1 protein-coding gene is annotated in these 471 nt (G+C 59.7%); it reads right to left on the bottom strand.

Going from position 1 to position 471, the window contains the following annotated elements; translation table 11 throughout:
- Positions 1-471: calcium-binding protein (locus tag ACW9IR_RS29635; protein ID WP_457466165.1), on the bottom strand; the 471-nt coding region annotated here is incomplete at both ends.

The raw sequence follows: 471 nt of genomic DNA, 5'->3' as shown, positions 1-471 counted from the left end.
TCAGGTCAACGGTCTCGGTCTGCGGCGTGGAGCCGTACATGATGTAGAGGGTGTCGGTGCCTTCGTTGGCCAGTTCCTGAACCAGTGCGAGTTCAGCGGTCTGGTCAAGCAGATAGGCATCGTTGCCCTTGCCGCCGATCATGGTGTCCAGGCCTGCCATGCCATTGAGTTCATTATTGCCGTCGTTGCCGATCAGCACGTTGTCCTGTGCGTTACCGCTGCCGGCGATGTTGCCGGTGCCGGTCAGGGTGAGGTTTTCCAGGTTGGCGCCCAGAACCCAGTTGACGGAGGAGCGAACAGTGTCGATTTCGCCAGGCAGTGTGCTGTCCTCAATGACGACATCACCATAGTTGTCGACGATGTAGGTGTCGTTGCCGGTTCCGCCAATCAGCGTGTCCGCACCTGCGCGACCGTCCAGAATATCGTCGCCCGCACCGCCTTGAAGGGTGTTGGCATCGGCATTGCCGAGCA

The organism is Pseudomonas sp. SDT291_1_S447 (assembly GCF_054070155.1).
Note: the sequence above shows the minus strand (reverse complement) of the source record. Positions and strands in the feature narration are given on the sequence as shown.